The sequence below is a fragment of the Actinomadura geliboluensis genome (assembly GCF_043197915.1).
GTDB classification, from domain to species: Bacteria; Actinomycetota; Actinomycetes; order Streptosporangiales; family Streptosporangiaceae; genus Spirillospora; species Spirillospora geliboluensis.
Genome location: NZ_JBICUA010000011.1, coordinates 422,082 through 443,989 on the forward strand (window position 1 = coordinate 422,082; position 21,908 = coordinate 443,989).

General features: G+C 75.3%; 18 protein-coding genes, 1 rRNA gene and 1 pseudogene. 4 read left to right on the forward strand and 16 right to left on the reverse strand.

Translation table 11 applies throughout. From position 1 onward, the window contains the following. Positions 1-111 precede the first annotated feature (111 nt). Positions 112-459, forward strand: coding sequence for a hypothetical protein (locus tag ACGFI1_RS33380; protein WP_138639891.1), 348 nt, complete (start codon positions 112-114; stop codon positions 457-459). Between the two features lie 5 nt (positions 460-464). Here the strand turns inward: ACGFI1_RS33380 and ACGFI1_RS33385 are convergent, their stop codons facing one another. The 11 genes and pseudogenes from ACGFI1_RS33385 to ACGFI1_RS33435 form a co-directional block, all read right to left on the reverse strand. Beyond that, a complete protein-coding gene (locus tag ACGFI1_RS33385) occupies positions 465-2,660 on the reverse strand; it encodes an acyl-CoA dehydrogenase (RefSeq protein WP_392791146.1) in 2,196 nt (731 codons plus the stop codon). 75 nt (positions 2,661-2,735) lie between these two features. Next, positions 2,736-3,749 (reverse strand): TerC family protein, encoded by a 1,014-nt coding sequence (locus ACGFI1_RS33390; RefSeq protein ID WP_386865202.1) that lies wholly within the window; start codon positions 3,747-3,749, stop codon positions 2,736-2,738. A 226-nt stretch (positions 3,750-3,975) separates the two neighbouring features. Then, a complete protein-coding gene (locus ACGFI1_RS33395) occupies positions 3,976-5,172 on the reverse strand; it encodes a glycosyltransferase family 4 protein (protein WP_392791149.1) in 1,197 nt (398 codons plus the stop codon). Further along, positions 5,165-6,826: a murein biosynthesis integral membrane protein MurJ gene (murJ, locus tag ACGFI1_RS33400; RefSeq protein WP_392791152.1), complete on the reverse strand. Its 1,662-nt coding sequence runs from the start codon at positions 6,824-6,826 to the stop codon at positions 5,165-5,167. The genes ACGFI1_RS33395 and murJ overlap by 8 nt, the downstream gene beginning before the upstream one ends. 37 nt (positions 6,827-6,863) lie before the next feature. Beyond that, positions 6,864-7,835, reverse strand: a complete 972-nt coding sequence (locus ACGFI1_RS33405) for a hypothetical protein (protein ID WP_392791154.1) — start codon at positions 7,833-7,835, stop codon at positions 6,864-6,866. Between the two features lie 4 nt (positions 7,836-7,839). Further along, positions 7,840-8,796, reverse strand: coding sequence for a copper transporter (locus ACGFI1_RS33410; protein ID WP_138641361.1), 957 nt, complete (start codon positions 8,794-8,796; stop codon positions 7,840-7,842). Then, complete coding sequence (steA, locus tag ACGFI1_RS33415; protein ID WP_387069820.1) at positions 8,793-10,043, reverse strand: putative cytokinetic ring protein SteA; 1,251 nt, start codon at positions 10,041-10,043, stop codon at positions 8,793-8,795. The genes ACGFI1_RS33410 and steA overlap by 4 nt, the downstream gene beginning before the upstream one ends. 133 nt (positions 10,044-10,176) lie before the next feature. After that, positions 10,177-11,883: a DNA repair protein RecN gene (recN, locus tag ACGFI1_RS33420; protein ID WP_386865192.1), complete on the reverse strand. Its 1,707-nt coding sequence runs from the start codon at positions 11,881-11,883 to the stop codon at positions 10,177-10,179. Between the two features lie 211 nt (positions 11,884-12,094). Continuing rightward, positions 12,095-12,982, reverse strand: a pseudogene (locus ACGFI1_RS33425) (NAD kinase); the annotation flags it as partial. Between the two features lie 127 nt (positions 12,983-13,109). Further along, positions 13,110-13,913 (reverse strand): TlyA family RNA methyltransferase, encoded by an 804-nt coding sequence (locus ACGFI1_RS33430; RefSeq protein ID WP_392791156.1) that lies wholly within the window; start codon positions 13,911-13,913, stop codon positions 13,110-13,112. After that, entirely contained in the window at positions 13,910-14,209 is a 300-nt protein-coding gene (locus ACGFI1_RS33435) for a hypothetical protein (RefSeq protein WP_392791158.1), read from the reverse strand. Before ACGFI1_RS33435 ends, ACGFI1_RS33430 begins: the two co-directional genes overlap by 4 nt. Before the next feature lie 115 nt (positions 14,210-14,324). On the opposite strand from ACGFI1_RS33435, the gene ACGFI1_RS33440 reads away from it, so the two are divergent. Then, positions 14,325-14,666: an SCP2 sterol-binding domain-containing protein gene (locus tag ACGFI1_RS33440; protein ID WP_138640974.1), complete on the forward strand. Its 342-nt coding sequence runs from the start codon at positions 14,325-14,327 to the stop codon at positions 14,664-14,666. A 19-nt stretch (positions 14,667-14,685) separates the two neighbouring features. Here ACGFI1_RS33440 and ACGFI1_RS33445 read toward each other — a convergent pair whose 3' ends face one another. Then, on the reverse strand, positions 14,686-15,687 hold the full coding sequence (locus ACGFI1_RS33445; RefSeq protein WP_387079118.1) for an HAD-IIA family hydrolase: 1,002 nt from the start codon (positions 15,685-15,687) through the stop codon (positions 14,686-14,688). A 56-nt stretch (positions 15,688-15,743) separates the two neighbouring features. Next, complete coding sequence (locus ACGFI1_RS33450; protein WP_364554405.1) at positions 15,744-16,223, reverse strand: tetratricopeptide repeat protein; 480 nt, start codon at positions 16,221-16,223, stop codon at positions 15,744-15,746. 66 nt (positions 16,224-16,289) lie between these two features. On the opposite strand from ACGFI1_RS33450, the gene ACGFI1_RS33455 reads away from it, so the two are divergent. Both ACGFI1_RS33455 and ACGFI1_RS33460 read left to right on the forward strand, forming a co-directional pair. Then, entirely contained in the window at positions 16,290-17,639 is a 1,350-nt protein-coding gene (locus ACGFI1_RS33455; RefSeq protein ID WP_392791161.1) for a DUF1015 family protein, read from the forward strand. A 7-nt stretch (positions 17,640-17,646) separates the two neighbouring features. Further along, on the forward strand, positions 17,647-18,585 hold the full coding sequence (locus tag ACGFI1_RS33460; protein ID WP_386865183.1) for an MBL fold metallo-hydrolase: 939 nt from the start codon (positions 17,647-17,649) through the stop codon (positions 18,583-18,585). Between the two features lie 4 nt (positions 18,586-18,589). Here the strand turns inward: ACGFI1_RS33460 and ACGFI1_RS33465 are convergent, their stop codons facing one another. The 3 genes from ACGFI1_RS33465 to rrf form a co-directional block, all read right to left on the reverse strand. Then, positions 18,590-19,756 carry an alkaline phosphatase PhoX gene (locus ACGFI1_RS33465; protein WP_392791163.1) on the reverse strand — a complete coding sequence of 389 codons (1,167 nt, stop codon included), beginning with the start codon at positions 19,754-19,756 and terminating at the stop codon, positions 18,590-18,592. Between the two features lie 107 nt (positions 19,757-19,863). Next, on the reverse strand, positions 19,864-21,702 hold the full coding sequence (locus ACGFI1_RS33470) for a hypothetical protein (protein WP_392791166.1): 1,839 nt from the start codon (positions 21,700-21,702) through the stop codon (positions 19,864-19,866). Between the two features lie 112 nt (positions 21,703-21,814). Then, positions 21,815-21,908, reverse strand: a 5S ribosomal RNA gene (rrf, locus tag ACGFI1_RS33475); the annotation flags it as partial.

Consider the following 21,908-nt stretch of genomic DNA (forward strand, 5'->3'; position numbering starts at 1 on the left):
GGTGGTCTGGGGCGAAAGCGGCAGTGTAATGCGGTTGCTACCTGGGGGGTACCGGCCGGTTCGTCCCACGGGGGGACGCGGCTCCGCCGCCCGCCCGTCTATAACCGGGATATGACGTCCCCACGACTGCCGCGCGAGGACCTCACCGCGGCGATGGCGGCCCGGCGCGAGCTCGGGCCCGACTACGACGAGGCGTTCCTGGAGACGGTCGTCGACCGCATCGAGGAGGCCTTCGACGCGCGCACCGCCGCCGCGCCGCGGCCCCGGACCCGTCCGGCCCCGGAGCCGCGGCGCGGCGGCGAGCGCGATCACAGCCTGGCCATGGCGGTGCTGTCGCTGCTCGCCGCCATCCCGCTGAGCGCGATCGGCGTCGTCAACGCCGGCCTGCCCGGCCTGATCTTCGCCATCGCCGGCGTCGTGCTGGTGAACGTCACCTACACCTTCCGTCCGCGCCGGTAGCGGCGCTACCTGCCGGGCTCGGCGTCGCGCGGCAGCCCGAGGATGCGCTCGCCGATGATGTTGAGCTGCACCTCGGTCGTCCCGCCGTAGATGGTCATCGCGCGGCTGAACAGCATGGCGCGCCCCACGATGCCGCTCTCGGCCATCGGGACCTCGGTCGTGGCGGCCGTGCCCTGCGCCGCCCAGCAGTAGTCGGCGACGTCCTGGTTGAACTGGACGCCGAGGAGCTTGCGGACGCTGGCCTCCGCGCCCGGCTCCACGCCGTTCAGCTGCTTGAGCGTGGTGCGCAGGCCGAGCAGGTCGATCGACTGGCCCTGCGCGACGAGCTTGCCGACCTCGGCCGCGCCGACGGCGTCCGGCTCCCGGTTCGCGAAGAACCGCAGCAGCTCGGGCACGCCCATGCCGAGCCCGCCGCCGGTCGACAGCGACACCCGCTCGTTGGACAGGGTGTTGCGCGCGACCTGCCAGCCCTGGTTCACCTCGCCGACGACCTGCTCGTCCGGGACGAACACGCCGTCCAGGAACACCTCGTTGAACAGCGCGTCGCCGGTCAGCTCCCGCAGCGGCCGGACGTCCACGCCCTCCGCCTTCATGTCGACGAGGAAGTAGGTGATGCCGTCGTGCTTCGGCGCGTCGACGTCGGTGCGGGCGATGCAGAAGCCCCACTGGGCGTGCTGGGCGAGCGACGTCCAGATCTTCTGCCCGGTGAGCTTCCAGCCGCCCTCGACCCGCTCGGCCTTCATCGACAGCGACGCGAGGTCGGAGCCCGCGCCCGGCTCGGAGAACAGCTGGCACCAGACGATCTTGCCCTGCAGCGTCGGGCGCAGGAAGCGCTCCTTCTGCGCGTCCGACCCGTAGCGGACGAGGGACGGCACCAGCCACGCGCCGATCCCGAGGTTCGGGGCCTTGACCTTGGCGGCCTTCAGCTCCTGCTGGATGAGGATCTGCTCGACCGGCCCGGCCTCGCGGCCCCACGGCCTGGGGAAGTGCGGGACGGTCCAGCCCTCGTCGCCCATCCGGGCGGCCAGCGCGTCCTTGTCCTCGACCGCGGCCAGTTCGGCGATCTCGGCGCGGACCCGCTCGCGCAGCGGCTGGGCGTCCTCGTCGAGCTCCAGCACGACCTCGCGGCGGCCGCCGGCGAGGGCGAGCTCGGCGACCTTGGCGGCCCAGTCCTTGGACGGGCCGAGCAGCGCCCGGAGGGTGAGGGCGCGGCGCAGGTAGATGTGCGCGTCGTGCTCCCAGGTGAACCCGATGCCGCCGAGGATCTGGATGGCGTCGCGGGCGGTCTGCACGCCGGCGTCGAGCGCGATCACCGCGGAGACGGCGGCGGCGAACCCGGCTTCCTCGGTGCCCTCGTCCAGCGCGCGGGCGGCGTCCCAGGCGGCGGCGCGGGCCTGCTCCAGCGCGATCAGGCTGCGGGCGGCCTTGTGCTTGACGCCCTGGAACTGCCCGATCGGGCGGCCGAACTGCTCGCGGACCTTGGCGTACTCGGCGGCGGTCTCCACCAGCCACCCGGCGAGCCCGGCCGCCTCCGCGCCGAACAGCGCGGCGGCGAGGTCGGCGACCCGGCCGGCGGTGAGGCCGTCCAGGACGCGGTCGGCGGCGACGGCCACCCCGGACGCCTCGACGGCGGCGACGCGGCGGACCCGGTCCAGGCTCGCGACCGGGGTGACGGCGAGGTCGGCGGCGTCCACCGCGACCCACTGCTCGCCGTCGTCGGCCGCGACCGGCAGGACGACGATGTCGGCGAGCGCGGCGCCGAGCACCGTGCCGGACGTGCCGGACACGACCAGGGAGCCGTCCTCGCGGCGGCCGGTCAGCGCGCCGTCCAGCGCGACCGCGGCCGTCTTGGACCCGTCGGCGAGCGCGGGCAGCAGCTCCGCGCGCAGCTTGGCGTTGCTGGACGCGTCGATGACGGCGCTGGCGAGGACGGTCGGCAGGAACGGGCCGGGCGCGGCGGCGCGGCCCAGTTCCTCCAGCACGACCGACAGCTCCAGCAGGCCGTAGCCCTGCCCGCCGTGCTCCTCGTCCAGGTGCAGGCCCAGCAGGCCCTGCTCCGCCAGGGCGGGCCAGAAGCCCGGCCTGGTCTCCTCGTCGGCGTCCAGCACGGCCCGGACGGCCGTCGCCGGGATGTTGCGCTCGGCGAAGCCGCGCACCGATTCGGCGAGCGCCTCGTGCTCCTCGGTCAGCCCGATGGCCATGCGTCAACCCTCTCTCAGACCCTTTTGACCGAGATTCTAGAACAGGATTCGGATCAGTGGGAGGAGAGGCGGGTCTCAGCTCTCGCGTGTCGCGGCGGCGTCCCGCTCCGCCGCGCCGGCCTCCGCAGGCGCGCCCTCGGCGGCCTTGCCGGACTTGCCGCCGCCGACCGCGAGGCTCGCCACGGTGGTGGCGACGAGCGTCCCGGCGATCACCCCGAGGGACAGCCAGATCGGGATCTCCGGCGCCCAGGCGACACCGTACTCGTGCAGCGCGTGGAAGATCAGCTTGACCCCGATGAAGCCGAGGATGAACGCCAGCCCGTGCGCGAGGTAGACGAGCCGGTCGGTGAGCCCGCCGAGCAGGAAGTACAGCTGGACGAGGCCCATCAGCGCGAACGCGTTGGCGGTGAACACCAGGTACGGCTCGGTGGTCAGCCCGAAGATCGCCGGGATCGAGTCGAGCGCGAACAGCACGTCGGTGGAGCCGATCGCGATCATGACGATGGCCATCGGGGTCAGCAGCCGGCGCCCGCCCTGCTTGGTGGTGAACCGGCTGCCGTCGTACTCGTCGGAGGTCGGGATGACGCGCTTGGCCCACCGCAGCAGGGCGTTCTCGTTGACCTCGTCCTCGTCGTCGCCGCGCACCAACCCGATCGCGGTCCAGATGAGGAACGCGCCGAAGAGGAAGAACACCCAGGTGAAAGTGGAGATCGCGGCGGCGCCGACCGCGATGAACAGGCCGCGCAGCAGCAGCGCGATCACGATGCCCGCCATCAGCACGGTGTGCTGCGCCTGCTTCGGCACCGCGAACCGGGCGAGGATCACCATGAAGACGAACAGGTTGTCGACGCTGAGGCTCTTCTCGGTGACGAACCCGCCGAAGTACTCGCCGGCGTACCGGCCGCCGGCGAAGAGCCAGACGCCGACGCCGAACGCCACCGCGAGGCCGATGTAGATCGTGGACCAGAACGCGGCCCTGCGGGTGGTGAACTCCCGCGTGTCGTTGCGGTGGATCAGGAACAGGTCGGTGGCGATGACGGCGAGGATGCCTGCGATGGTGAGGCCCCACACCAGCGGGGACACGGACAACGTGAACACCTCCAGCGGACACGAACGAGCGCTGGAGGTCTCTCCCGCCCTGAAGAGAATGCGGGCCGCGGAACCCGGGCCGGCATGGGCCGACCGTACTGACGAGAACCGCGCGCGGGGATACTCCCCTCCATTTGCCTACTTGAACGCAGGCCGCGGCGGGGCGGTTCCCGGTCCGGCGGTCTTTTTCCGAGCCCGTTCCGAACCCTGTCCCCGGTTCGGGCGTCTAACGCCCGGCGGCCAGCTCCCGGTAGACGCCGGCGAGCTGCTCGACGGCGTCGTCCTCGCCCGGCAGCGCCGCCGCGCGCTCGGCGGCGGCGGAGCCGAGCCGCGCCGCGAGCGACGGGTCGTCCAGCACCCGGCTCACCGCGCGCTCCAGCGCCTCCGGGTCGCCCGGCGGCACCAGCAGCGCCGCCCTGCTCTCCGGCCCCTGCAGCAGCGACACCCCGGCGGGCCGCGGCTCGGCGCCCACCATGCCGGGGATGCCGCCGACCCGGGTCGCGACGAGCGGCCGCCCGGCCCGCAGGATCTCCTGGACGATCAGCGGCTGCCCCTCCCACACGCTCGGCAGCACCGCCACATCGCACGCGGCCAGCAGCCCGGGGACGTCGGAGCGGTGGCCGAGCAGCCGGACGGGCAGGTCCTCGGCCTCGATCCGGGCGCGCAGCTCGCCGGCCAGCGGGCCGTCCCCGGCGATCGCGACCAGCGGCCGCGGGGTGCGGGCCGCCCAGACCGCGGCGGCGTCCAGCAGCGTGGGCAGGCCCTTCTGCGCGGCGAGCCGCCCCACCGTGAGGATCAGCGGCCGGTCCCCCACGCCCAGCTCGGCGCGCAGGTCGGCGCGCGCGGCCGGGCCCGGCTGCGCCGTCGGCGCCGGGGCGGGCACGATCGCGTGCCCGACCGACCGGGCGCCGAGCGCGCGCATCCGCTCCTCCAGGTCGGGCGAGACGCCGAGGACGCGGGCGGCGCCGCGCGCGACGACGCGCTCCAGCGCCCCGTAGATCGCGGCGGTCCGGCCGCCCGTGATGACCGCGTTGTGCAGGGTGACGACCAGCGGCGACCCGCCCCGGGAGAACCGCAGCGGGCCCGGCGCGACCCGCGCGCCCGCCGCCACCGCGAGCGCCCCCGCCCGCAGCCCGTGCGCGTGGACGACGTCGGCGCCGCGCAGCAGCGACCGCAGCCGCGCCACCGCCCGCGCGTCGTGCACCGGGCGCGGCCGGTCGCCGAGGTCGACCTCGGCGAACCGGGCCCCGGCGGCGCCGAACCCGAACTGCTCCTCGGTCTGCGCGGGCCCGCACACCAGCACCCGTGCGCCGCGGCCGGCGATGCCCGCCGCCACCGACCGGACGTGCCGCCCGACGCCGCCCGCGCTCGTGCCGAGGACGAGCGCGACGCGCAGGCCCTCCAGGTCCCGGCCGTCAGCCATGGCGTGTCACCTTCCGGGTGAGGACGGCGCGCAGGTCGCGGCCGTCGATCATGAATGCGAGCAGCAGGAACACCGCGCCCGCGACCAGCGCGGCGAGGGCCCCCGTCCCGACGTTGCGCAGCTCGCCGGCCGCGCCGGTGCCGCCGGGGCCGAGCAGCGCCGCGACCGCATAGCCGGCGCCGCCGCCCGCCGCGCCGCCCAGCACCCCGGCCGCGAGCGCCCGCGGCAGGCCGCGCGCGGCCGCGGCGCCCCGCGCGCGCACGAGCGTGCCCAGCAGCAGCACACCGGCGACGGTCATCCCCAGGGCGTTGCCGGCGCCGAAGGCGGCGACGACCCACTGCCGCTCGACAGCCAGCACCAGCGCGACGTCGGCGATCATCACGACCCCCCAGCCCGCCGCGACCGCCGCGGCCCCCATCCGGCCCCGGTGGCACGCGTACAGGACGCGGCCGAGATGCGCGACCAGCCCGTAGCCGAGCAGGCCCGGCGCGAACGCGAGCACCGCCCGCGACAACACCTCCTGCTGGTCGGGATGGCCGGGGTTGAACACCGCCGCGATCGGGACGGCGACGGCGGCGAGCGCGGCGGCGCCCGCGCACGACACGAGGATCACCGCGCGGGTGGTGGACGCCGTCACCGCGTCGAACCGGTCCTGCTCCCCCGCGCTGATCCGCGCCGACAGCAGCGGGAACGCGCTGGTCGCGATCGGCACCGCGAGGATCGCCCAGGGCAGCAGGTAGATCGCCCAGGCGTACTGGTAGTTGGCCAGCGCGCCGCTCGTCCCCTGCGAGCTGAGCCGGACCACCAGCAGCGCCGACAGCTGCTGCGCCGCGACCGTCGCGAGGCCCGCGACCGCGAGCCGCCGCACCCGCGGCGCCACCCCCTCCGGGAAGCGCAGCGTCGGACGCAGCTTGAGCTTCAGCCGCCACACCGCGACCCCGGCGGTCGCCGCCATCGCGACGCCGCCGAGCGCCGTCCCGATCGACAGCGTCAGCATCGCGTCCGTCGGCAGCCCGGCGAGGTCGTTCTCGAAGCCGCGGCCGAGGGGCGCGTAGGCGAGGTACGCGCCGATCACCACCAGGCTCGACATCAGCGGCGCGAGCGCGGGCGCGACGAACCGGCGGTGCGACTGCAGCAGCCCGTACAGGACGACCGCCATCCCGTACATCACCATCTGCGCCGACATGATCGCGAGCATGGTGGAGCCCGCGTCCACGATCTCGTCGGGCGAGCAGCCCTGCAGGTCGTCGCCGACCAGCGCCCGCATGATCGGCCGGGCGCCGAGCGCCATCAGCGCCGACAGCGGCACCATCAGCACGACGATCCAGGTGAGCAGCGCCGACCCGATCCGGCGGACCTGCTCGCGGTCGCCGCGCTCGGCGGGCCCGGCGAGCACCGGCACGACCATGCTGGCGAGCGCGCCGCCCGCGACGATCTCGTAGACGATGCTGGGGAACTGCGTCGAGGTGAAGTACGCCTGGCTCAGGCAGGACGTGGTGACCGTCTGGGAGAAGGCGTAGGTGCGGCCGAACCCGGCGAGCCGCGCCAGCACCGTGATGACGGCGATGACGACGGCCGCGCCCGCGAGGCCGCCGGCGAACCGGCGCACACTCGGGGACCGCCGGGCCGGCGGTGACGTTTCGGGAGGGGTCACGCGCGTGGACGTTCTCCGGGGGAGCCGGCGGGCCGGCCTAGGCGGGGCCCGCCGCGACGCCGTCGCCCGCGGGACCCGCGGGCGGCGGGACGGACGGCCGGAACGCGTCCTCCGCATCGGGCTTGCCGGCGGCGGGGGCGGGGGCGGCGACCGGGCGGCGGCCGAGCATGTCGATGCGGTTCAGCACCGGGTTGCCCGCGATGACCTTGGTGAAGCTGACGAACTCGCTGGCGGCGTTCAGCCCGGCGAGCCCGGCCAGCACGGCGAGCCGCGGCCCGCGCCCGAGCCGGGTCGCGCCGAGGCCGAGCAGCGCGCCGAGCGCGTTCGCGCCGGTGTCGCCGAGCATCGCGCGCTCGCCGAGGTCCTCGGGGAGCAGCGCGGCGGCGGCGCCGAGCGGCGCCGCGACGACGGCGGAGCCGGACCGGGTCAGCGCGAGCGGGCCGCCGGCGAGCAGGCCGACCTTGATCGCCCGGCCGGGGCGCAGGTCGAACAGGTTCATCAGGTTCGCGCCACCGGCGATGATCGCGCCGTTCACCAGCGTGTCGAAGGCGCGCCCGGTGCGGGACGGGGCGGGCGACCCCGCGACCGCGGCGGCGGCCAGCCCGGTCGCGCCGATGCCGAGGATCTTCACCGCGCCGCTGGTGACCTCGCCGCGGGCGAGCGCGGTCAGATGGCCCTTGAAGCCGCGGGAGGCGCCCGACCCGGCGAGGTCGTCGTAGCCGCCGAGGACGCCGGACCCGGTGCCGGCGAGCAGCGCGGCGGCGCGCATCCGGCCCGCGGCCCCGGGTGCGAGCAGCCCGGCCGCGGCGGCGCCCGCGACGAACGCGGGCCCCTCCAGCAGCGTCACCGGCTCGCCGCGGTGGTTGGTGCGCCCCCAGACCTCCTCGCCCGGCAGCCCGTTCAGGCCGGGCGGCCGCCGGGTCAGCGCGGCGTGCGCGGCGCGCGCCGCCACCGCGCCGAGGGCCAGGCCCGCCGCGAGCCGCGCGCCCCTCGCGATGCCTCTGCTCATCAGGTCACCCGTTCTTCCCCGCCGTGGGCGCGGGCGAGGGCAGGTAGCCGCTCGCGCCGGCGCCCGTCCCGTACTGCCCGGACTTGCCGCCGATCTCCCTCTGCAGCGCCAGGATCGTCACGACCTGCCCGGACGCGGTGTCCACCGCGTCCACGGTGGAGACCGAGTCGCCGGCGTCGGAGTCGCGCAGCGCCGCGATCAGCCCGCCCTCCTGCGCGGAGGTCGGCGGGCCACCGACGACGGTACCGCGCCCGGCGGCGTCGAGGGCGGTGGCCAGCGAGATCAGCCCCTTGGTCGCGGCGTCGCCCCCGGTGTAGTTGTACGGGGCGGCGGGCGCGACCATGACGGCGAGCGTGGCGTGCTGGCCCGGCTTGCCGCTGGTGGTGACGTACCCGGCCTCCTTGAAGCCGTTGAGGACGGCGCCGCCGACCGCGTCCTCGCGGCCGGACTTGGCGGGGTCCTTGGTGACGAGGGCGTTCGCCAGCACCATGCCCGCCTTGTCGTAGGCGCTCGCGTCGCCGGGGAAGGACACGTCGTCGGCCTTCAGCTGGGTGGCCAGCTCGTCGACGGTGGTCTGCTGGTCGGCGTCCAGGAGCTTCTTCTGGATCGTGACGCGGCCGGTGACGGCGGCGCCCGCGTTCTTCGCCAGCTCGCTGACCCGCTCGATGCTGTCGTTGCCGGCGCCCGGCGTCTCGATCAGCACGACCGACTGGTCCTTCAGCCGGTCGGCGACGATCTGGGGCGACAGCACGTTCGCGAACTGCTCCTGCCCCTTCACCTGGTGCTCCAGCTCGCGCTGCGCCAGCCGGGCCTGCTGGGCGGTCTTGGCCGCCGAGTTGGCCTGCTGGCGCAGGGTGTCGCTCACCGAGTCCGACAGGGTGGTGGAGCCCAGCACGATGCCGAGCGCCAGCGCGAGGAAGATCGCGACGATGGAGACGAGGTGGTAGCGGAAATCGATCACGTGAAGAGTCCGGTCAGCCAGAAGACGAAGGCGTGCCAGCGGTCGGCGATCAGGGGACTGATGACGTCCCCCGCCGGGGACATGGCGACGGCCGTGACGATGGCGATGAACGCGCCGAGGACGAGGAACAGCAGCGACCAGGTGGAGATCCTGCTGCGGTAGAGCCTGCTGACGCCCTTGGCGTCGACGAGCTTGCTGCCCACCCGGAGCCGGGTGAGGAAGGTGCTGGCCATGCCGGCGCGGCCCTTGTCGAGGAACTCCACCATGTTGGCGTGCGTGCCGACCGCGACGATCAGGGTGGCGCCCTTGTCGTCGGCGAGCAGCATCGCGATGTCCTCGCTGGTGGCGGTGGCGGGGAAGACGACGGCCTCCTGCCCCAGCTCGTGGACGCGCTTCAGCCCGGGCGCGCGGCCGTCCCGGTAGGCGTGCACGACGATCTCGGCGCCGCAGGTGAGCGCGTCGTCGGACACCGAGTCCATGTCCCCGACGATCATGTCGGGGCGGTAGCCGGCCTCCAGCAGCGCGTCGGCGCCGCCGTCCACCCCGATCAGCACCGGGCGGTACTCGCGGATGTAGGGCCGCAGGGTCGCGATGTCCTCGCGGTAGTGGTAGCCGCGGACGACGATCAGCGCGTGCCGGCCGGCGATCTTCGTGGTGACGTCGGGGACGCCGACGCCGTCGATGAGCAGGTCGCGCTCGCGCTTGACGTACTCCATCGTGTTGGCGACGAACGCCTCCAGCTGGGCCGCGAGCCCCGCCTTGGCCTCGGTCAGCGCCGCCTCGACGGTCTCGGCCGTCTGCTCGGTGCCCTTGGCCACCACGTCCTCGCCGCGGTGCACGGCGGGCCCCTCGACCCGGACCTGCTCGCCCTCGTGCAGCTTGGTGAAGATCTCCGGGCCGACGTCGTCCACCAGCGGGATGCCGGCGTCGATCAGGATCTGCGGGCCGAGGTTCGGGTAGCGCCCGGAGATGCTCGGCGCGACGTTCACCACGGCGCCGACCTCGCACGACACCAGCGCCTCGGCGCTGACGCGGTCGAGGTCGACATGGTCGATCACCGCGACGTCGCCGGGCTGCAGCCGCTTGGTCAGGTCCTTGGTGCGGCGGTCGAGCCGGGCCGTGGCGGTGACCCCGGACCGGCCGTCGTCGCGGCCGCGGCCGAGCGTGAGCACGCGCCGCGGCAGCTTCAGGGCCGGCCGGGCGCCGCGGTCGGCGCCGGGCTCGGCGGTGGGTGACGGGTCGTTCATCACCGACCATCCTGCCAGAGCGCCGCAGTGGACGCCGGAAGGCACGACTGTCCAGGCGTGTCCGATCGGGCACGCTCTGTAGCGTTTGCCGGGGCGCCGCGGCGGGCGGGGGCCGCGGCGGAGGGCGGCGCGCTCACCGGTCGTCGGCGGCCATGGCGAGCAGCTCCTCGGCGTGCGCGCGGCCGAGCTCGGAGTCCTCCAGGCCGGCGAGCATGCGCGACAGCTCCCGGACGCGGCCCTCCCGGTCCAGCGCGGTGACGCCGCTGCTGGTCACGGTCCCGTCGTCGGACTTCTCCACCACCAGGTGCTGGTCGGCGAACGCGGCGACCTGCGGCAGGTGCGTGACGACGATCACCTGCGCGTTGCGGGCCAGCCGCGCCAGCCGGCGCCCGATCTCCACCGCGGCCTTGCCGCCGACGCCCGCGTCGACCTCGTCGAACACGAACGTCGGGACCGGGTCGGCGCCCGCGAACACGACCTCGATCGCCAGCATCACCCGGGACAGCTCGCCGCCGGAGGCGCCCTTGTGCAGCGGCAGCGGCGGCGACCCGGGGTGCGGCGCGAGCCGGACCTCGACCTCGTCGACGCCGTGCGGGCCGTACTCCTCGGTGGGGGTGACGGTGACGGAGACGCGGGCGTGCGGCATCGCCAGGGCCGTCAGCTCCTCGGTGACGGCGCCGGAGAACCGCTCGGCGGCGCGGGCGCGGACCGCGGTCAGCTCCCCGGCCTCGGCGGCGAGCCGCTCAGTCAGCTCGGCGTGCTCGGCGCGCAGCTCCTCGATGCGGTCGTCGTCGCCCTCCAGTTCGGTGAGCCGGGCCGCGGCCGTGCGGGCCCACTCCAGGACCGCGGCGGCCGTGCCCTCCGCCCCGCCGTACTTGCGGACCAGCGCGGTCAGCTCGGCGCGGCGCTCCTGGACGGCGGCGAGCCGCGCCGGGTCGGCGTCCACGGACTCGGCGTAGGAGGCGAGGTCGGTGCCGACGTCGGTGACGAGGTAGCCGGCCTCGGCGAGCCGGTCGGCGAGCGCCGCCAGCTCCGGGTCGTGGTCGCGGACGGCGTCCAGCGCGTTGCGGGCCTGGCCGAGCAGGCTCGTGACGTTCGCGGCCTCGAACGCGGCGGCCGGGTCGCCGAGCAGCGCCTCGTGCGCGGTGTCGGCGGCGCCGCGCAGCGCGTCGGCGTGCCCGAGGCGCTCCTCCTCGGCGGCGAGGTCGGCGTCCTCGCCGTCCTTGGGGTCGACCTTCTCGATCTCCTCCAGGCCGAAGCGGAGCATGTCGGCCTCCTGGGCCCGCTCGCGCGCCCGCGTCGTCAGCTCCTCCAGCAGCGCCGTGACCTGCCGGTGCCGCTGGTACGCCTTGGTGTAGGCGCGCATCGGCTTGGTCAGCGCGCCGCCCGCGTACCGGTCGAGCGCGGCGCGCTGCCGCCCGGCCTGCAGCAGCCGCTGCTGGTCGGACTGGCCGTGCACGGCGACCAGGTCGTCCGCCAGGTTGATCAGCACGCTCACCGGGACGGACCGGCCGCCGAGGAACGCGCGGGAGCGGCCCTCCGCCGACACCGACCGGGTGACGATCAGCGCGCCCTCGTCCAGCTCGCCGCCGGCCTCCTCGACCCGCTCGACGACGCGGCCGCCAGGATCGACGACGAGCCGCCCCTCGACCGTGGCGCGGCCCGCGCCCGGCCGGACCCGCTGCGGGTCGGCGCGGCCGCCGAACAGCAGCCCGAGGCTGGTGACCACCATGGTCTTGCCCGCCCCGGTCTCCCCGGTCACCACGTTGAAGCCCGGCGACAGATCGAGCACGGCCTCGTCGATCACTCCGAGGCCCTGGATCCGCACCTCATCGACCATCGGACGCACCGGCGTCACAACCCTCCGCAAACAGATCCCCGATCGGCGCCTGTGGAGATTATCCTCTCTGCCCGCCCGCCGCTCCCCCGGCCGATTCGCCGGAGCCGCCCTCCGGGCCGCCGCCCGGCCCCGGGACTGCGGTGCCGCCGCCGGTCCCAGAGGCGTCCCCGACCTGCGAATCCGCCAGCGGCGGGGACGGCCGGGACGGCTGCCTGACCCGCCCGCGCCAGCCCGTCACGGGCAGCCCGAACTTGGTGACCAGCCGGTCGGTGAACGGGGTGAGGTGCAGCCGGGCGAGCCGCACCGGCACCGCGCCGCGGCGGACCTCCACCCGCGCGCCCGGCGGCAGGTCGAGGGTGCGGCGCCCGTCGCACCACAGCACCGCGCGGGGCGTGCCGGGCAGCACCTCGACGGCCACCGACGAGCGCGGCGACACCACCAGCGGGCGGGAGAACAGCGAGTGCGCGCTTATCGGGACGACGAGCATCGCCTCGACCTCCGGCCACACGACCGGGCCGCCGGCGGAGAACGCGTAGGCGGTGGAGCCGGTCGGGGTGGCGCACACCACCCCGTCGCAGCCCCAGTTCGACAGCGGGCGGCCGTCGATCTCGGCGACGACCTCCAGCATCCGCTCCCGCTCGGCCTTCTCGATGCTCGCCTCGTTCAGCGCCCACGTCGCGCCCATGACCGTGCCGTTGCGGCGGGCGGTGACGTCGACGGTCATCCGCTCCTCGACCTCGTAGCGGCGGTCGCACACCCGGTCGACGGTGGCGGCGAGGTCGTCGCGCTCGGCCTCGGCGAGGAACCCGACGTGCCCGAGGTTGACGCCGAGCAGCGGCGTGCCGGACGCGCGGGTCAGGTCGGCGGCGCGCAGCAGCGTCCCGTCGCCGCCGAGGACCATGACGACCTCGGCGTCGTCGGCCGCCGCCGCGGTGCTGGGCATGACCTCCACGCCCGTGCAGCCGATCTGGTCGGCCTCGGTGTCCAGGACCCGGACGCCGATCCCGGCCTGGCCGAGCCGCTCGATGACCAGCTGCGCGCTGCGGACGGCCTCCGGCCGCCCGGTGTGCGCCACCACCAGCACCGACCTCTTGCTCATGCTCTCGCCCCACTCCCCGGTGCGCTGCGGCCTGCAGACGTCTGGACGAACACCCCTCCCGCGGGGGTTCCCTTCTCGGACGTCCTCTGTACGTTCCGGGGACGGTCCACGTTCGGGGGCGCGCCGCTCACTTCGGCCCCTCGTCGATCGCCTTGGCGAGGTCGGCCTCGTCCAGCGGCGGGGCCCCGGCGCGCAGCCACAGGAAGTACTCGACGTTGCCGGACGGGCCCGGCAGGGGGCTGGCCGCCACGCCGAGGACGCCCAGGCCGAGCGTCGCGGCGTGCTCGGCGACGCCCCGCACGGCGTCGGCGCGCAGTTCCGGGTCGCGGACGACGCCGCCCGCGCCCACCCGGTCCTTGCCGACCTCGAACTGCGGCTTCACCATGACGGCGTAGTCGGCGTCGGGGGCGACGCACGCGCGCACCGGCCCGAGGACGAGCTTCAGCGAGATGAACGACAGGTCGCCGACGACCAGGTCGGGCGGCGGGTCGCCGAGCGATCCGGGTTCCAGGTCGCGGATGTTGACCCGCTCCATGACGGTGACCCGCTCGTCGGTGCGCAGCGACCAGGCGATCTGCCCGTAGCCGACGTCGACCGCGTAGACGCGGGCGGCGCCCGCGCGCAGCAGGACGTCGGTGAACCCGCCGGTGGAGGCGCCCGCGTCGAGGCAGGTGCGGCCGTTGACCTCCAGGCCGGGGAACGCCTTGAGCGCGCCCGCGAGCTTGTGCCCGCCGCGGGAGACGTAGTCGGGCCCGTCGGCGGCGTCCTCGACGACGATCGCCGCGGCGGCCTCGACCTGCGTCGCCGCCTTGGCGGCCCGCTGCCCGCCGACCCGGACCCGGCCGTCGGCGATGAGCTGGCCCGCGTGCTCGCGCGACCGCGCCAGCTTGCGGCGGACGAGCTCGGCGTCCAGCCTGCGCCTCGCGCTCACGGGCGGGGGCGCAGGGAGTCGGGGAAGGCGGGGCGCGGCGGCACGGCCGGGGCCGCCGCCGGGGCGGGCTCGTCCTGGGCGGCGGACACGAGGAGGTCCTGGAGCCGCCGGTGGACGTCCTCGAAGACCCGCACGTGCTCGGCGACGGGCAGCCCGCCCAGCCCGCCGAGGGGCGCGACGGCGGCGTCGACGCGCGGGTCGCCGGTCGGGTCGGGCGGCGGCGCCGCCGGGAACTCCGGCTCCGGCACCGGCGCCGGCACCGGCGCCTGCGCGGCCTCCGCGGCCTCGTCGGACATCACTTTTACCTCCCAAACGGTCCCGGAGCGCCCGCCACGAGTCGCCTCCGGCTCATTCCGAACGCTACCGTCCCTGAGCGACATCGTTGCCGGACGAGGGGGGAACGGCCTGACCATGGCGAACGAGGACGACTGCCGCGCGGCGCTGGAGCGCATCGCGGCGCGGCTGGCGGAGGTGGACGGCGACCGGCTCGCCGAGCACGTCGTGGAGCGGACGATCAGCTGCCGCATCAGCGACCTCGGGCTGGCCTACCGCACCCGGCTCCACGCGGGCGGCCTCGACCCGTTCGAGGCCGACGGCGACCCGGAGTCGGCGCAGGTGCGCCTCACCGTGGGCAGCGACGACCTCGTCGCCATGGCCGGCGACGAGCTGCATCCGGCGAAGGCGTGGGCGGCCGGCCGCGTCAAGATCGAGGCGAGCTTCCTCGATCTGCTGCGGCTGCGGAGGCTGCTCTAGCGCCGGGCCGGCGGGCGGTCTAGAGCCGCAGGGCCTCCAGGGCGCCGGTGAGGGCCTCGGCGGGTGGCGGCGTGTCGCTCTCCCAGGCGGCGGACGCGAGGGCGCGCAGGCCGTCCCAGGGGTCGCCGGAGCCGGTGACGGTGAAGGCGTCGCCGTCGCGGCGGGCCGCCCAGTCCCGGCAGCGGTGCGCCCCGTCCGCGCGGACGGGCTCCGGGTGCGGGACGAGCAGCCCCGCCAGGTCGGCGGCCAGGAAGCTCGGGCGCCGGTGCGGCGGCGCGGTGAGGGCCCGCAGGGGGTCGGTGACGCCGGTGAAGACCAGCAGGCTGTCGGCGCCGCCATTCCAGGCGCCCTCGATGTCGGTGTCGAGCCGGTCGCCGACCACGAGCGGGCGCCGCGCGCCGGTGCGCAGGATCGACTCCTGGTGCAGCGGCCGCTCGGGCTTGCCGGACACGACGGGCTCGACGCCGGTCGCGGCCGTGATCACGCGGAGCAGGGCCCCGTTGCCGGGCTGCGGCGGGCCGTCGCCGCCGGGGATGGTCAGGTCGCCGTTGGAGCCGACGAACAGCGCGCCCATGCTGACGGCCCGCGCCCCCTCGGCCAGCGTCCCGTAGGAGAGGTCCGGGTGGTAGCCCTGGACGACGGCGGCCGGGCGCCCCGCCGCGGTCGACACGGGCCGCAGCCCCTGCGCGTAGAGGGCGTGGCGCAGGCCCATGCCGCCGACGACGAGCACCTCCGACCCGGCGGGCAGCCGCTCGGCGAGCAGCCGCGCCGCGGCCTGCGCGGAGGTCACCACGTCGGCGGGCTCGGCCGGGACGCCCACCTCGGTCAGCAGCGCCGCGACGGCCGACGGGGTGCGGGAGGCGTTGTTGGTCACGAACGCCAGCCGCTGCCCGGCCGCGCGCGCCTTGGCGAGCGACTCCGCCGCCGCCGGGACGGGCCTGCGGCCGACGTAGACCACCCCGTCGAGGTCGAGCAGGGCGACGTCGTACGCCTCGCTCAGGGGACGGTCGCTGCCTTTCATCGCGCTCCTCATGCGTGCGATCGTACGGGGGTTGTTACCGACGGGTAAGGGCCGGGTCAGCGCCGGGCGTCGAGGGTGGCCCTGGCCTGCCGCAGCGCCCTGGCGTAGTCGGGGTTGTCGGGGCGCATGGCGGCGGCGAGCGCCAGCTGCTCGACGGCGCCCGCGAAGTCGCCGAGCCTGCTGAGCGCCAGCCCGAGCCCGAACCGGGCGTAGTCCTCGGCTGGCTCCTCCTCGACGATCCCGCGGAAGCTCTCGGCGGCCGCGCCGAACTGGCGGGCGCCGAACTGGGCGCGGCCGAGCGCCTCCCGGATGCTGTGCGACCCGGGCTCGGCCTCCGCCGCCCTGGCCAGCAGCTGCAGCGCGGCGGCGGCGCTGCCGGACCGCAGCAGCTCCAGACCCCGCGTGTACCACTCGTAGACCCCGCCGCCCGGCGAGGCCGCATGCTCGCCCGGGTCGGCACCCGCTTCCGCGCCCCGGTCGGCGCCGGGGTTCTCGCTCGGGGAATCCTCCGGCCGCCCAGGCCCTTGACCACTCATATGGACCTCCCCTCGGATCATTACGACCGTACCCGCCGGGACGCCGCGCGCCCTCCGCTGAATACCATGCCCAGCGTGGACGACGACCTCTCCTACGGCCTCGCGCCGGAGGAGTTCAGCGCCCGGATCTTCGGGACGGCGGGGCCGCGCACGGGCGGCGGCCTGGAGCTGGCCCCGTTCCGCGGCGTCCGCTTCGTCCCCGCGGTGGCGGGCGACCCGGCGGCGGTGACCATGCCCCCCTACGACCTGATCGACGAGGCGGCGGCGCTGCGGCTGCTGGCGGGCGGCGGGCACAACATCGTCCGGCTCAACCTGCCGCGCGCCGCCGGGGAGAGCTACGCGGCGGCGGGCGGCCGGCTGCGCCGCTGGCTGGCCGAGGGCGCGCTCGCCGCCGACCCCGAGCCGGCCCTGTACGTCTACGAGGCGGCCCGCGGCGGGACGGTCCTGCAGCGCGGCCTGATCGGCGCGCTGGGCCTGCGCGCCGAGGCCGACGGCGTCGTGCTGCCGCACGAGAACGTCTTCCCCGGCCCGGTCCGCGACCGGCTCGCGCTGATGACGGCCGCGAACGCCAACCTGGAGCCGATCTTCCTGGTGTACGAGGGCGGCGGCGACGCGGCCCGGATCGTCGACGACGCCGCCGCGCACGCCCCGCTGCTGGAGTTCGACGCCGACGACGGGCTGACGCACCGGCTGTGGAGCATCACCGATCCCGCCGCGCACGCGCGCGTGGCCGCCGACCTCCGCGACAAGCAGGCCCTCATCGCCGACGGCCACCACCGCTACGCCACCTACCGCGCGCTGCAGGCCCGCCGCCACGCCGCCGGCGACGGCCCGGGGCCCTGGGACGCCGGCCTGGCGCTGCTGGTCGACTCGACGCGCTACCCGCCGCACCTGGGCGCGATCCACCGCGTCCTGCCCGGCCTCCGCCCGGACGAGGCGGTCGAGAAGGCGCGCAAGGTGTTCCGCGTGACCGACTTCACCGACGAGGGCGCCGCCGTGGCGGCCCTCGCCGAAGCGGGCGGCCCCGCGTTCCTCCTCGGCGGAGGCGACGCCCTGCACCTGCTCACCGACCCCGACGCGGACGCCCTCGCCCGCTGCCTGCCGTCCGAGCACTCACCGCGCTGGCGCGGGCTCGACACCGCCGTCCTGGACCACGTCCTCATCGGCGGCGTGTGGGACGTCCCGGAGAACGAGAACGCCATCGAGGTGGTGCACGACGACCCGTCCGCCGCCATCGCCCGCGCCCGGCACTCGGGCGGGACGGCGGTCGTCCTGAACCCGCTCAAGGTCGAGGACGTCCTCGCCGTCGCGGGCGGCGGGGAGCGCGTCCCCCGCAAGTCGACGTCGTTCGGGCCCAAGCCCCGCACCGGTCTCGTCCTGCGTCTCCTCGACCCGGACGCCTCCGAGAGGCCATGATCGGGGAATGGACACCGCGACCACGATCACGCCGCTCGGCGGGGACGTCTACGAGATCGACACCCGGATGGCCGGCTACAGCGGCATCACCGCCGGATACCTGATCCTGTCCGACCGGCCCTGCCTGGTGGAACCCGGCACGTCCGGCTCGGCGCCCGTGGTGCAGGCGGCGCTGCGGCAACTGGGCGTGGGGCCGGACGACCTGGCGTCCGTGGTCGTGACCCACATCCACCTCGACCACGCGGGCGGCGTCGGCGACATCGCGGAGATGTACCCGCGCGCGGAGGTCGTCGTCCACGAGAAGGGCGCGCGGCACCTGGCCGACCCGGCGCGGCTCATGCGCAGCGCCCGCATGGTGTACGGGGACAGCCTCGACACCCTGTTCGGCGAGCTGAAGCCCACCGACGCCGCCCGGATCCGGGCCGTCGAGGACACCGGCAGCATCGACCTCGGCGGCGGGCGGCGGCTGGAGTCGCACTACTCCCCCGGCCACGCCAAGCACCACGTCGGGCTGATGGACTCCCGGACCGGCGACCTGTACGTGGGCGACGCAGCCGGCATCTACATCCCGGAGACGGCGGACGTGAAGCCCGCGACGCCGCCGCCGGACTTCGACCTCGACACCGCGCTGGCGTCTCTCGGCAGGTTCCGGGCGCTGGGCCCGCAGCGGCTGCTGTTCGCGCACTACGGGCCCGTCACCGAGGTGGACGCCACGCTGGAGCGGTCGGCGGAGGAGCTGCGCGTCTGGGTGGACGCCGTCCAGGACGCCAAGGACCAGGACCTCGACCTCGACCACGCCGTCGCCATGGTCGTCGACCGGACCAGGCACCGCTACGCCATCATGAGCGACGACACCGACCCCGACCTGGTCGCCAAGTACGAGGTGCTGAACAGCGCGGAGAGCAACGTCACCGGCATCCTGCACGCCCTGAACAGGCACGCGTGAGCGCTCAGCGGCGGAAGGGGCCGGTCACCTCGAACGTGCAGCCGTCCGTCCCGGCGATGAAGCCGCTCTTTCCGCGCTGGGACGAGAAGTACAGCCGCGACCCGTCCGGACTGAACGCGCACCCGGTGATCTCCGACTCGTCATGGCCGACGACGCGCAGGAACGGGGTCACGATCCCGTCCCTGGTGATGAGGTTGATCTCCATGTTGTCGCCGTCCTCGGCGACGTACAGCTCACCGGACGCGGTCGCGGTCACGGCGTCGACGCCGTGCAGGGGCGCCTCCCCGGTGGTGACCAGGTCGTCGTCGTAGGCGATGTCCAGACTCTCGTTGGCGGCGTCGTAGGCCCACACCCGGTTGTCGCCCTTCGTGGTGAAGTAGCAGACGCCGTGCGTGTAGTAGCACCCCTCGCCGCCGTCGAAGTGCATGGCGTCCGCCACCTGCTCGCGGGTCGGCGTCAACCACAGCTGCGGGCTCGGTACCTTCGTCCACCGGACGGGGCCCGTCCCGGACCCGACCAGGACTTCGAGCGTCCCCGACGACAGGTCGCCCCACGTGGTCGGACGGAACCGGTAGAAGCACCCGTCCCCCTGGTCCTCGGTCAGGTAGACGACCTTGCGCTCGGGGTCGGACGCGGCGGCCTCGTGCTTGAACCTGCCCATCGCCGGACGCGCCACCGCCGACTTCTGCCCGCGCGGGTCCGTCTCGTACACCAGGCCGAAGTCGTGCTCCTCGCACGACAGCCACGTGTTCCACGGCGTGGCGCCGCCGGAGCAGTTCAGCGTGGTGCCGTTCAGGATCCGGTAGGCCGACGTCACCTTCCCGGTCGCGTCGAACCTGATCGCGGACACGCCGCCGACGACCGGGACCTCCGAGTTGCTGACGTAGATCCAGCCGTCCCCGTCGGCGAAGCACGCACCGCCGTCGGGCGCCGGATGCCAGGTGTGGCGCGTGCCCTCGACGCGTTGCATCGACCGCGCCACGACCCGGCTCGTGAAACCCTCCGGCAGCTGCACGCCGTTGCCGTCCGCGGCGCCCGGCGGCCCGTACGGGCTCGGGCCGGGCTGTGCGGGCCCGGCGGCGAAGGCCCGCTGCCACAGGGCGCCGGAGAACGCGGTCGTGCCGCCGGCGACGGCGGAGGCGCGCAGGAACGTACGTCGGTTCAGGGGCATGACTCTCCTCAAGGAGTCGATCTCCGCCGGACGTGTCCGGCGGCCCCCCCGAACGGCGCGGTCCCGTGAATATCCGGGAAACCTACCCGCCAGTCAAGTACCGGTGGTCAAGCCCCTGCCGGCGGCTCCTCCTCGGGCCCGCCGGGCTTGCCGGGCCGCTCCTCGCCGGTCGCCTCGGGCTCCAGGAACACCGCCGGGGCGTTCGGGGCGTCCCCTTCCGGCGCCTCCACCACCTCGGGCTCGGCGGGCTGGAACGCGATGTCGGTCGCGGCCGCCGGCTCGGACGCCGCACCGGAGTCGCCGGCGTCCTCCGCCTCTGCCGCGTCCTCCGCGTGCTCCGTCTCGCCGGTTTCGTCCTCGTCCTCGGTCTCGTCGCTGTCCTCGGTGTCGAGGATGTGGAGCCCTTCGATCTCGGCGTAGCGCTCGGCGGCGTCGGTGTCCCCGTCCCGGTCCGCGGCGGCGGCCCGCGCGAACCAGTCGGCGGCCTCCTCGGCGCGCCCGGCCTCGACGAGCGCGTCCGCGTAGGCGTAGAACAGCCGCATCGACCACGGCCGGAGCCGCCGGTCGCGCAGCTCCGGGATCTGCAGGGTGACGACGGCGGCGTCGTACTGCCCCATGTCGCGGCGGACGCCCGACTCCACGATGCGCAGTTCGATGCGCCCCATCTGGTCGAGCTTCCCGGCCTCCGGCGACTTGATCAGGTCGAGGGCCCGCTCGGGCCGGCCGAGGCCCCGCTCGCAGTCGACCATCACCGGCAGGTACGAGTCGTCCCCGGCACCGAGCCGCCGGGCGGCGCGCAGCTCGGCGAGCGCCTCCGCCCATTCGCCCGCGTGGTAGGCCGCGATCCCCGCCGCCTCCCGGACGATCCCGACCCGGGACGCGAGCCGCCGCGCCGCCTTCGCGTGCTTGTAGGACTGCTCCGGCTCGTCCTCGGCCAGCCGTCCCGCCATCACGAGATGGCGCGCGACCTTGGCGGCCAGGTCCTTCGGCAGCGTGCGCAGCTCGACGCGCGCATCGGCGTCCAGTTCCTCGCCGGTGACGTCGTCCGGCAGCAGCGGATCGTCGTGCGCCGGCGCGGGACGCTCGCGCTCCTCCGTCCGCGGCCGCCGGTCCTGCCGGTCGCGGGGCGGCCCGTAGGAGCGCCCGCCGTCCTGCGGACGCCTCTCGCCGCGCCCCTTGAACGGCGGCCTGCCCTTGTCGCGGTCGCCGGGACGCCCTTCGCGCCTGCCCTCGAACCGGCGCCCCGCCGGACGGTGCTCCTCGCGCCCCGGCCGGTCGTCGCGGTCCTTGAACCGGCGCTCGGGCGGACGTCCCTCGAACCGACGCTCGCCCTGCCCGCCGGCCGGACGCCCTTCGCGCCGCGGCCCGCCGCCCTGGCCCTGCCCCTGTCGGGGCCCGCCGAAGCGGCCTTCCTTGCGCTCGCCGGGCTTACCGCCGAACCGGCGCTCACCGGGCCTATCCTGCCCACCGTCACGCGGGCCGCTGAAACGACGCTCACCGGGCCTACCCTGGCCGCCATCGCGCGGACCACTGAACCGGCGCTCGCCAGGTCTGCCCTGGCCGCCGCGCGGTCGTTCGAACCTGCCTTCAGAACGGTCGTTCCGGGGCCCGCCGGGGCGGCCCTCACGGCGGTCGTCCGGCCGTCCCTCGCGGGATTCCGGACGCCGGTCATCGGAACGCTTGAACGGACGGCCGGGCTTGCGGTCATCGCGCTGCCCGCGCGAGTCCCGGTCCTTCCACCCGCCGCCCGCGGGACGCCCGCGTCCGCCCTGCGGACCGCCGGCGCGGGGCGCTCCACCGCGGGGGCCTCCGCCCTTGCGGTTCCCGGGCCCGCCCTGGCCGCCGCGGGGGCTGGCCCCGCGACGGGGCGGGGTGCCCCGCCGCCCATTGTCGCCCCGCCGTTCGCGGCTGTCGTCGCCGCGGCCGTCCTCTTCCGCGCTCATCACGTCCGTCACTGTTCTTGATGGTGTTCGTGGATACTTCCAGCCTACTTTGGCCGGAGGCCCACATGCGTCGAGGGCCGCCCCGCGAAATAGGGGCGACCCTCGACCAATTCATGTCCGGCGGCGTCCTACTCTCCCACACGGTCTCCCATGCAGTACCATCGGCGCTGAAGGGCTTAACTTCCGGGTTCGGGATGGGACCGGGTGTT

Excerpts from the sequence above, each read along its gene's own strand:
- ACGFI1_RS33435 (WP_392791158.1), bottom strand. The coding sequence starts at position 14,209 with ATGTCCGACGAGGCCGCGGAGGCCGCGCAGGCGCCGGTGCCGGCGCCG.
- ACGFI1_RS33450 (WP_364554405.1), bottom strand. The coding sequence starts at position 16,223 with ATGAGTGGTCAAGGGCCTGGGCGGCCGGAGGATTCCCCGAGCGAGAAC.
- ACGFI1_RS33445 (WP_387079118.1), bottom strand. The coding sequence starts at position 15,687 with ATGAAAGGCAGCGACCGTCCCCTGAGCGAGGCGTACGACGTCGCCCTG.
- ACGFI1_RS33465 (WP_392791163.1), bottom strand. The coding sequence starts at position 19,756 with ATGCCCCTGAACCGACGTACGTTCCTGCGCGCCTCCGCCGTCGCCGGC.
- ACGFI1_RS33440 (WP_138640974.1), top strand. The coding sequence starts at position 14,325 with ATGGCGAACGAGGACGACTGCCGCGCGGCGCTGGAGCGCATCGCGGCG.
- steA (WP_387069820.1), bottom strand. The coding sequence starts at position 10,043 with ATGAACGACCCGTCACCCACCGCCGAGCCCGGCGCCGACCGCGGCGCC.
- ACGFI1_RS33405 (WP_392791154.1), bottom strand. The coding sequence starts at position 7,835 with ATGAGCAGAGGCATCGCGAGGGGCGCGCGGCTCGCGGCGGGCCTGGCC.
- ACGFI1_RS33460 (WP_386865183.1), top strand. The coding sequence starts at position 17,647 with ATGGACACCGCGACCACGATCACGCCGCTCGGCGGGGACGTCTACGAG.
- ACGFI1_RS33395 (WP_392791149.1), bottom strand. The coding sequence starts at position 5,172 with ATGGCTGACGGCCGGGACCTGGAGGGCCTGCGCGTCGCGCTCGTCCTC.
- ACGFI1_RS33455 (WP_392791161.1), top strand. The coding sequence starts at position 16,290 with ATGCCCAGCGTGGACGACGACCTCTCCTACGGCCTCGCGCCGGAGGAG.
- ACGFI1_RS33385 (WP_392791146.1), bottom strand. The coding sequence starts at position 2,660 with ATGGCCATCGGGCTGACCGAGGAGCACGAGGCGCTCGCCGAATCGGTG.
- ACGFI1_RS33380 (WP_138639891.1), top strand. The coding sequence starts at position 112 with ATGACGTCCCCACGACTGCCGCGCGAGGACCTCACCGCGGCGATGGCG.
- recN (WP_386865192.1), bottom strand. The coding sequence starts at position 11,883 with ATGGTCGATGAGGTGCGGATCCAGGGCCTCGGAGTGATCGACGAGGCC.